Annotated in this window: 8 protein-coding genes; 1 reads left to right on the top strand and 7 read right to left on the bottom strand. The window is 61.5% G+C overall.

Going from position 1 to position 9708, the window contains the following annotated elements; all coding sequences use genetic code 11:
* Positions 1–144 precede the first annotated feature (144 nt).
* From KFS80_RS23310 to KFS80_RS23280, 7 genes are all read right to left on the bottom strand, one after another.
* On the bottom strand, positions 145–1779 hold the full coding sequence (locus tag KFS80_RS23310) for a BatD family protein (RefSeq protein WP_212546083.1): 1635 nt from the start codon (positions 1777–1779) through the stop codon (positions 145–147).
* Positions 1776–3515, bottom strand: coding sequence for a tetratricopeptide repeat protein (locus KFS80_RS23305; RefSeq protein ID WP_212546082.1), 1740 nt, complete (start codon positions 3513–3515; stop codon positions 1776–1778). Before KFS80_RS23305 ends, KFS80_RS23310 begins: the two co-directional genes overlap by 4 nt.
* On the bottom strand, positions 3512–4591 hold the full coding sequence (locus tag KFS80_RS23300) for a vWA domain-containing protein (RefSeq protein WP_053121138.1): 1080 nt from the start codon (positions 4589–4591) through the stop codon (positions 3512–3514). The genes KFS80_RS23305 and KFS80_RS23300 overlap by 4 nt, the downstream gene beginning before the upstream one ends.
* Entirely contained in the window at positions 4584–5081 is a 498-nt protein-coding gene (locus KFS80_RS23295; RefSeq protein ID WP_159815086.1) for a DUF4381 domain-containing protein, read from the bottom strand. Before KFS80_RS23295 ends, KFS80_RS23300 begins: the two co-directional genes overlap by 8 nt.
* Entirely contained in the window at positions 5078–6022 is a 945-nt protein-coding gene (locus KFS80_RS23290) for a DUF58 domain-containing protein (protein ID WP_053121134.1), read from the bottom strand. The genes KFS80_RS23295 and KFS80_RS23290 overlap by 4 nt, the downstream gene beginning before the upstream one ends.
* A 5-nt stretch (positions 6023–6027) precedes the next feature.
* Positions 6028–6987: an AAA family ATPase gene (locus KFS80_RS23285; protein ID WP_003218556.1), complete on the bottom strand. Its 960-nt coding sequence runs from the start codon at positions 6985–6987 to the stop codon at positions 6028–6030.
* A 317-nt stretch (positions 6988–7304) separates the two neighbouring features.
* A complete protein-coding gene (locus KFS80_RS23280; protein WP_053121132.1) occupies positions 7305–7658 on the bottom strand; it encodes a hypothetical protein in 354 nt (117 codons plus the stop codon).
* A 284-nt stretch (positions 7659–7942) separates the two neighbouring features.
* Between KFS80_RS23280 and KFS80_RS23275 the strand changes: the two genes are divergently transcribed.
* Positions 7943–9337, top strand: a complete 1395-nt coding sequence (locus tag KFS80_RS23275) for a hypothetical protein (protein WP_212546081.1) — start codon at positions 7943–7945, stop codon at positions 9335–9337.
* Positions 9338–9708: the final 371 nt, after the last annotated feature.

The following is a 9708-nucleotide window of genomic DNA, read 5'->3' as shown; positions in this document are numbered from 1 at the left end:
CCCCGCTGGGCTGCGAAGCGGCCCCAAATCCTGCAACTCAATATGCCTGACACACCGCATGGTCTGATTTTGCGGCTGCTGCGCAACCGAACGGGGATAAATCCCCTCGCCACAGGGGGCGGCTCCTACATTCTAGAGAGGGGGTTATTTGGGGTAGAGCGGTGGCAAGCCGCTGTCGCCCACCGGGTCGTGCACGCGCTCGGCGGTCGGAATTGCGCGGATTGCTCGCCACAAATCCTCGCCCTGCCAATGCTGCCCGGTTTCGCTATACAAGGCGCCATTGAGCCCATCCAGCGCATCCGACAACGGCACAAACCGCGCCGCCATGTCCGCCAGCGTCTCCGGCTGCTGACGCGCCCAGGCATCCAGCGCCTGCCGCGTTGCCTGCGGGTCATTGGCCTGGCTCGCGCGTTTGATGTCGTCGAGCAAGGTGCGCGGGCTAGGGCCGGTTTGTGCGGCGCGCAGGATCGCCGGCTGCCAGCGCGCTCGCCACCACAGACCAAATCCGAGCAGGGTGGTGCAGGCCAGTATCAGCGTGCTGAGTTTCCACCACCACAGCGTGTCGTTATCGACAATCCCAGGTTGCAGATTGCCCGTCGGCGTGTCGACTTGCAGGCTCGGGTTATTGGCGACTTGCAGGGTGCGCGCCGGCAGGCTGCTGTGTTCCAGATGATCTTCGAAGGTGTTCCACCACACCACGTCCACCGTCGGCAGGTCGATCGAGCCGCTGCGGCTCGGCACCAGTGCTTCGCGTTCTTCACGGCTGCCGATCATGCCGCGGTCGTTGCTTTGATTGCTCAGCACCGGTTGATCGGGGTAGCGGCGCAGGCCGTTGACGTCGGTGGCGGGCAGGGCGGGCAATTGCGAGGCGGCCAGACCTTCGACTTTCAGGGTCAGGCTGCGGGTCAGCGAATCGCCGATCTGCGTGTGCTCCGGCTCCGGGTTCCAGCTCTCGCTCAGGCTCAGGCTGCGTGCCGGCAGCCATGGCGCATCGGCAGGATAAGTCAGCGGTTTGGGCTTGACCGTCAGCGGGATTTCCGAAGAGGTGACGCGCATCAGTTTGCCCGGCTTCGGCCCTTGTGGGCTGGTGTCCTGGGCCGGTTGCGTGTCGACCAGCGTGGCGCTGAAGGTCTGCGGGGTGATCGTCAGCAAACCGCTGTGCTGCGGATAGATCGCGTAGCGCATTTCGATGACGCCGTGGCGCACACCGTTGATGTCTTTCTCGTAGGTGCGCGTGTCGCCGAGCTGCTCAACCCGCGCATCGACGATTTGCAGCGGCGACAGGCTGCTGTCGTCGTACAGCGAAACCGAGTGGTAGACGCGCACGGTGAGGATCGCCTGCGCCTGCACATACACGCTGGACTGATCGAGACTCGCTTCGATAAACACCGGATCAAGGCTGTTTTTGTCTTCGCGGGTGTCGCTTTCGACCACTTGCACGGTGATCGGCTGGCTCTGCACCTCGCCCATTTGCAGCGAGGGAATCACCACGCTGCCGTTCTCTTTCGGCAGCAACGTGATGATCCAGCGTGTGGTCGCGCGGTTGTCGCCGTTGAGGGTATTGAGCTGGTTGACCTGCCGCGTGCCGCGCACTTCGAACAGCGGCTCCAGCGGGGTCAGGTCGGGTTTGCCGAACTGGGTGACGTCGCTGATTTCGAGGGTGAGCTCGACCGTCTCGCCGGAATTCAGGCGACTGCGATCCACACTGGCGATCAGCTCGGCCGCGTTGGCGGTCGTGCAGAGCAGCAGGGGCAGCAAGAGAGCGGTGAAGCGGGTCATCGAGTGTTTTCCTGATCCTGATGTTGTTGCTGTTCGTACCAGAATTTGCGTCGCAGCAGTTCGCCCGGATCGTCCGGGATTTTGCCCAGCCATTGTTCCAGTGCCTGACGTTGCTCGCCTTCAAGGTTGTCCTCGGTCGGGCGCAGCGTTGGCACGGTGTTGGTTTCCTCTTCCTCATCGTTGCTGCCCGGCACCTCATTCGGGCCTGGCTGCGGCGGTGTGGTCGGCGGCGGTTCACTGGCAGACTCGCCGGATTGCGCCTCACTCTGGGTTTCGCTTTTCACCGCTGGTGGCGGCGCGGTCGGCGGCGGCGGTTCACCGCCCGGCAGATTCTGTTCGGGCTGCTGGCTTTCCGGATCGACCGGTGGCGGGGTGCTTTTCTGCTTCAGCAGATTTTCCACCAGCGCCTTGTTGGTCTGTGCCGGACGCAGATCCGGTTGCAGCTCCAGCGCCTGTTCATAGGCGTCGATCGCCGCGTCCAGCTCACCGCTTTTCGCCAAAGCGTTGCCACGATTGTAGTGGGCGCGGGCATCGCTGCCTTCGGCAAAACGCTGGGCGGCGCCACTGTAGTCGCCGGCCTCGTACAACGCCACCCCTTGCCACTGGTGATCGTCAAAATGTTCTGCGGCTTCGGCGGGGCGTTTCTGTTTGAGCAAGTGCAGGCCTTGCTGATCGGGGCGCAGCCACAAGTCTTCGAAGTCAAAAGCGTAGCTCGGCTGCGGCAGGCAGAACAGCAGCGGCAGGCAAAACAGCCAGCCACGCCGCCCGGCACAGGCCGCGAGCAGCAGCAGTGGCAGCAGCAACCAATAACCCTGATCAGCCCACGTGTCGAGGCGCACGGTCTGGCCATCGCTGCGCAAACTGCGCGGGCCGTTGAGCAGGCCGAGTGCGCCGAGATCGGCTTCATCCAGACGCGCCGCGTGGTAGTCACCGCCGACGCTATTAATGAATGCCGCCAGGCCCGGGCTGTCGAGTTGCGGCACACGGATCGCGCCTTGTTCGTCTTTGAGGAAACTGCCGTCCTCCTGCGCAATCGGCGCGCCTTCGGCGGTGCCGATACCGAGCATCAACAGCTGCGCAGATTGCCCGTTGAGCGCCCGGCGAATGCCTTGCCGTTCATCTTCGCTCAGTGACGAACCAACCAGCAGAATCCGCCCTTGGCCGAGTGCACCTTGTTTGAGTAAGTCCAGCGCTTTGGCGACGGCGAGATCGGCGCGATGGCCGCTTTCCGGCATCAGCGACGGCTTGAGTGCATCAAGCAGATTGCGGCTGGTCGCCAGATCATCCGACAGCGGCACCAGCGTGTGGGCGCTGCCGGCGTAAACGACGATCGCGGTCTGCGCATCGCTGCGCGCCTGCAACAGGTCGAACACCTTGCGCCGCGCTTGTTCCAGTCGCGTCGGTGGTGAGTCGGTGGCGAGCATTTCCGGGGTCAGTTCCAGCACGATCACCAACGGATCGGCGGGTTTTTGGCTGGTCTGTTCGACGCGCTCCCAGCTCGGCCCGAGCAACGCGAGAATCGTCAGCAGCCACGCCACGCCAAGGGCCACCCACGGCAGTTTGCTGTCGCGACCGCTGCCGCCACTGAGCAGGGTGGCGTGGAACGCCGGCGGCAGAATCATCTGCCAGCGTCCGGCGCGTTTTTGCCGGTGCCAGAGTTGCCAGATCAGCCAGCCGAGCAGCGGCAACAGCAGCAACCACCACGGACGGAACCAGTGCGGCCAGAGGGCAATCATCGACGCCTCCGCAGACGCAGGCGTTTGAGACGCTCGCGCCAGTCAGGCAGCGGACTTTGCAGATTAAGCTCCTTGTTGAACAGGCGTTGCAGCGGGTTGTCCGGCCACAATTCGCGGGCAACCAACAACAGGCTCAACCACAGCGCCAACGCCAGCGGCCAGTGATACAAGGCTTGCGCAGGACGTGCCTGGGTCGGTTGTTGGGTCACCGGTTCGAGCTGGTCGAGGGTGTCCTTGATCGCTTGCAGTTCCTGGCCATCATGCGCGCGGAAGTATTGCCCGCCGGTGACTTCGGCGATTTCCTTGAGCGCCGGCTCATCGAGATCCAGGCTTGGATTGACGCCGAGCAGGCCGGTCGAACCGCTGTCCTCAGGATTGGCGCCGATGCCGATCGGGTAAATCTTCACGCCTTCACTGGCCGCCAGTTTTGCCGCCGTCAACGGATCGATTTCGCCGCCATTGTTGGCGCCGTCGGTGACCAGAATCAGCACACGGCTTTGTGCTGGACGCATGCGCAAGCGTTTCAGGCCCAGACCGATGGCGTCGCCGATGGCGGTGTTCTTGCCGGCAATGCCGATCCGCGCTTCATCGAGCCAGACGCGCACGGTGTGGCGATCAAAGGTCAGCGGCGCTTGCAGGTAGGCCTGACTGCCGAAGAGGATCAGGCCGACCCGGTCGCCGTCACGGCTTTCCAGGAAGTCACCGAGCAGATGCTGCACCAAGGACAGGCGACTGACTTCTTCGTCCTGCCACTGCATGTCGGGAAAATCCATCGAACCGGACACGTCCACCGCCACCAACAAATCTCGGCCACTGGCGGCAATTGGCAACGGTTCGCCCAGCCATTGCGGGCGCGCAGCGGCAGTCAGCAGTAGCAACCACAACAACATGAACGGCGCTTGCTGGCGCCACGCAGGCAAATTGGCGCGGGCACGACGGCGGGCGAGGCCTTCGAGGTCGGACAGAAAGCTGACTTTCAGCGCCGGTTCGCCGCTGTCGGCCACCGGCAATACGAGGCGCATCAGCCACGGCAGCGGTAACAGCAGAAAAATCCACGGCCAGGCGAACTCAAACATGTTTGCGAATCCACGTGTCGACGGCTTGCGTCAGGCCGGCGATGGCCTTGTCGTCGAGTTTGCATTCCGGTTTGTACGCGCCTTCGACCAGCACCATCCAGCGCGTCAGGCCAGCGGCGGGGCAACGGTTGTCGAGGAACGCCAGCCACTTTCGGCCATTAAGGGTGTGGCTCTGGCTGTAGGGATAATGGTTGCGACACAGGCGTTTGAGCAGGCCATTGACCTGTTGCAGCCACGCGCCGGCCGGGGCGCCGTCGTAGGGTTTGGGCATCTGCGCCAGTTCTGCGAGGGCAGCGACGCGCACCGGATCGAGTGGCTGTTCAGCGCGCACGATCGGGCGTTTCTTCATGGGAATGAAACGGCGCAGGCGCCATACGGCGTAACCGAGCAGCGGCAATAACAGCAGTAATAACCACCAGCCCGGCGCCGGAGGCCAAAAAGCAATCGGCGGCGGCGAGATCAGCGGTTGCAATTGGTCGAGTTCGTTCATCGACCTTTCCCCGGACGCTGCGGGTTGAGGAATTCGCGCATCTGTTCGACCATTTCACTCTGCGTGCTCAACGGCATCAGCAGCACCCGCAACTTCTGTGCGAGCAATTCCCAGCGAGCGATGCGCGCTTCGGCCTGCGCGCGATAGGTTTGGCGCAAATCAAAATTCAGCGTGTCGAGCTCAAGTTGTGCGCCACGTTCGGCGAATCGTAAAAGGCCGGCGGCGGGGAGGGCGTGATCGAGTGGATCGGAAATCGGCAGCATCAGCAGGTCGCAATGACGTGCTAACAGGCTCAGTTGTTGCTCGGCGCTGTCGGACAGCGCGCGCTCATCGCAAATCACAATGGCCAGACTGCCGGGGCGCAGCACTTCGCGGGCGCGGCGCAGGGCCACGCCGAAGGCATCGCGATCCGGCTCACGTTCGCTGTGCAGCGATTGATTGACCTTGACCAAACGGTTGAGCAATTGCAGCAGGCTCTGCTTGCTGCGCCGTGGTTTGATTTCGTAGTGCTCGTTGTCGCCGAACACCAGCCCACCTACCCGGTCGTTGTGGCCGAGCGCGGCCCAGCCGATCAGCGCCGCGACTTGTGCGGCCAACACCGATTTGAACATCAGCCCCGAGCCGAAAAACAACCGCGTGCTTTGCTCGACCATGATGAAAATCGGCCGTTCGCGTTCTTCATGGAACAGCTTGGTGTGCGGCTCTTGTGTGCGAGCGGTCACGCGCCAGTCGATGGTGCGCACGTCGTCGCCGGCCTGATACACGCGCACTTGATCGAAGTCGACACCGCGACCACGGAATTTCGAGTGATGCAGGCCGATCAGCGGGCTGCGCTGACTCGGCGTGGAAAACAGCTGCACTTCGCGCACCCGGTGACGCATCTCGATCAGCTCGGCGAGGCTGACACGGATGCCCGGTTGGGAAGGCTGGGGGGCGTTCATGGGGGTCAAGCGACGGCTACGACGTCGAGAATCCGCTGCACCACCCGATCCTGATCGATGCCGGCGGCTTCGGCTTCAAACGACAAGATGATGCGGTGACGCAACACGTCGAACAGCACCGCTTGAATGTCTTCCGGGCTGACGAAGTCGCGACCGGCCAGCCAGGCGTGGGCGCGGGCGCAGCGGTCAAGAGCAATCGAGCCGCGTGGGCTGGCGCCGTAAGCAATCCACTCGGCCATTTCCGGATCGAACTTGGCCGGCGTACGGGTGGCCATGACCAGTTGCACCAGGTATTCCTCCACGGCATCGGCCATGTACAGACCGAGAATTTCCTTGCGTGCAGCGAAGATCGCCTGCTGGCTGACCCGGCGCTCGGGCTTGGTCTCGCCATTCAGCGCTTCGCCACGGGCCTGTTGGAGGATGCGGCGTTCGACGGCGGCATCCGGGAAACCGATTTTTACGTGCATGAGGAAACGATCGAGCTGCGCTTCCGGCAGCGGGTAGGTGCCTTCCTGCTCGATCGGGTTCTGCGTGGCCATCACCAGAAACAGCGGCGACAGCTCGTAGGTGCTGCGGCCGACGCTGACCTGACGCTCGGCCATGGCTTCGAGCAGCGCCGATTGCACCTTGGCCGGCGCGCGGTTGATTTCGTCCGCCAGCACCAAGTTGTGGAAGATCGGCCCTTGCTGGAACACGAAACTGCCGGTTTCCGGGCGATAGATCTCGGTGCCGGTGATGTCGGCGGGCAGCAGGTCAGGGGTGAACTGGATGCGATGGAACTGGGCTTCGATGCCCTCGGCGAGTTCTTTGATCGCTTTGGTCTTGGCCAGACCCGGGGCGCCCTCGACCAGCATATGGCCGTCGGCGAGCAGGGCGATGAGCAAACGCTCGATGAGTTTTTCCTGGCCGAGAATCTGCGTTGAAAGAAAGGTTCGCAGCGCCAGCAGCGCTTCACGATGTTCCATCGGTGACTGTTCCTGGAAAGGGGTGGCCACGGGCGTTCGGATAACGCCGGGGCTGGGGGCGTTACTTTAATCCATCGCGGGGGGTGGCGACTAACGGCATTTTGTAGAAAAGGGCAAAAGATCGCAGCCTGCGGCAGCTCCTACACGTGATTGCATTCCAATGTAGGAGCTGCCGCAGGCTGCGATCTCTGACGGTCTGTCAGAAGGGTGTTGTTGGTGGTGTCCTCTTCGCGGGCAAGCCTTGCTCCTACAATCGATTGTCGTGCACCGAAACGTAGGAGCAAGGCTTGCCCGCGAAGAGGCCCTGCCGGACGCCATCAAACCTCGTTAATAAACGTGCCCGTCCCATCCAGAATATTCGTCAACGTCTCCACCACCTCATCCAGATCAACCATATCCGGGTTAAAGCTGATCTCCAGCACATCATCCCCATTCAGCGCATCAGCATCCGCCGCGCCGATTTCAATCTTCAGCAGCGTCGAGCTCAACGTGACCTTCACGCCGTCCAGCGTCGAAGGCTCGCCGTCCAGGGTGATTTCCAGCTCATCCTCGTCCGGATAGCGGCTCATCAGGAACATGTCGCCCTTGTCGCTGTGGCAGCAGAGCATGGCCATGTTGTCTTCTTCGTCGTCGCATGGGTTGACGATCAATAGGGCGGTGGTCATTTGCATGGGGAATTCCTGGTGGGCTAACGCGGTAGACAGTGCGCAAAAAGTGCGATTTTGCCAGCCTGAGGGAATTTCTGCTGAAACATCGTCGAATGCAGGGCTGTTCTTAAAGACTATTCCCAGAGTCGAGTAAGAAAAATCCGCTGGCCTCGTAGGGTTTTTGAGAAGAATAAAAATAGCGTGAATTGGAGGCCTTTTCGCTTGTTTTGGCGGATGTTTGCCGTCAGATTTTGCTGTTCGAACGCAACGGAGTGCGATGGCCAACATGCAAAAAAGGATGTCTTTTGATGAAGCGATATTTCCAATGGGCGCAAGAAATCAGTCATCTGTCCGAGGAACAGGTGGAACAGCTTTACCAGCGCTACCTCAGCGGCGAAAAAACCGCCGACCTGATCGCCGAGTACAAACTGCCGGATACCGTACGCAGTGTATTGAAAGTGCTGCCGCCGATCGTCAGTGCTGACCTGACATGCCCGTATTGTGAATTGCCGATGTGGATGCACCGACCCTCCCGTGGCACTCCGGTTTCCCTGCGCAGTGCTTACAAATGTGTGAATTGCGAGCATCAATACTTCACCGCCGGTGCGGGCTCGCGGCGCAGCGTGTGTGGTTGTGATGCCTGTGTCCGGCTGCGCAAGCAGCAACTCGCCGATCAGGCCGAACGTGACCGCAGTGATCTGGCCGCGCGCTACGGCACGCCAAGCCCACCGGTGCCCTTTGCCAGTCTTGGATTCCAGCAAAAAGTTGCTCTGCTGGCGTTGCTGGATGACGGCGGTCAAGGCGAACGCGAACGCATTGCCGCGCTTGATGCTGAACTCAGAGGGGAAAAGCTCACGTCCACCGACGCATTCAGTGAAGAACTGGTGAAAGGTCTGCACGAGGCGGGCGCGTTGCAGGTCGATACGGCATCGGACATTCGAGCGTTCAATCGGGCCGACGAGTTCAGCATCAGCACGTATTCGGCCGTTTACTGGCGGGCCAATGTCGCGCTGGACGAAGGCGTACGCTGCACGCGCGATATGCTCTATCTGGCCCTGTACGAAGAGTTGTCCGGGCCTGTACTGCCAGGGTGGAAACGAGAGTTGTACGCATTGATCTTCAGGCTCGCGCGGGAGGAATCCATTCAATACGTTCACCTGCAGGCCAATATGGTCGGTATGGCGTTCACCGCCGAAGCTCGCGCCGACTCAGTGATCGGCACATTGCTGCAGAACTTCTCGGTCAGCCAGATCTACTACTTCGCCAGAGTCGCGGTGAAAAGCGCTGCGCATTTCTATGCCGCCGGCAACTCCAAGGGTCGCACTCACGCCTCCAACACCATTCCGCGCAACATGCAGAGCACCGCGCAGCTCGCGTTGGCGGAGAACTGGCGCAAGGACAGCTACCGCGATACGCGCGTGCCGCAGCCGGCCATGACCCGCCTGCTTTACGACGTCGTGCTCAAAGACAGTGGTGCCGGTTTTGCCAAGTCGCCGGGGCTGTTCTGGCGAGACGAGTTTGTGCCTCGGTTTCTCACCGGTTCGCCGGTCGCCGCACCGCAGGTCGACTATCCGCAGTTGTTCTGCCGCGAGTGCGACTCCAGCAATATCGACGCCAGCATGGACAAATTGACCCTGCAGATGCAGTGCTACGACTGCGCCACCGTGAGCAAATTCCGGGCCTACGAAGAGTTGCCGGACTGATCCGTGTCAAAAGCCAGTGCTGAACCGGATGCCACGCTCAGGGTCGATAGAACGGCCCTGAGGGTTTTCGTTTCTGGATATGTAGCCGCCACGGGGCAGCGATTGGCACGAATGTCCCGTAAAACCGGGCATTCCCCCCGTCGTTTTCCGCCACGGCTGCTAGTGTTTACCGGTGCGAAAGCCTTCATTTACCTGCCTATGAACGAATATGTCGCAGCACCGCAAGCAGACACATTGTCGCAGCCATTAAGCTGCGCAACGGATGAGCACCCGTAAAGGCATTGTCGGCAAGCCTGGCAGTCGCTTTTGCAGATGCCCATTCAATGGAAGGTGAATGTGACCTGAGTGTCTCGTCCAGCTTCACCCACCTG

This window comes from Pseudomonas rustica (assembly GCF_018336155.1).
GTDB classification, from domain to species: domain Bacteria; phylum Pseudomonadota; class Gammaproteobacteria; order Pseudomonadales; family Pseudomonadaceae; genus Aquipseudomonas; species Aquipseudomonas rustica.
Note: the sequence above shows the minus strand (reverse complement) of the source record. Positions and strands in the feature narration are given on the sequence as shown.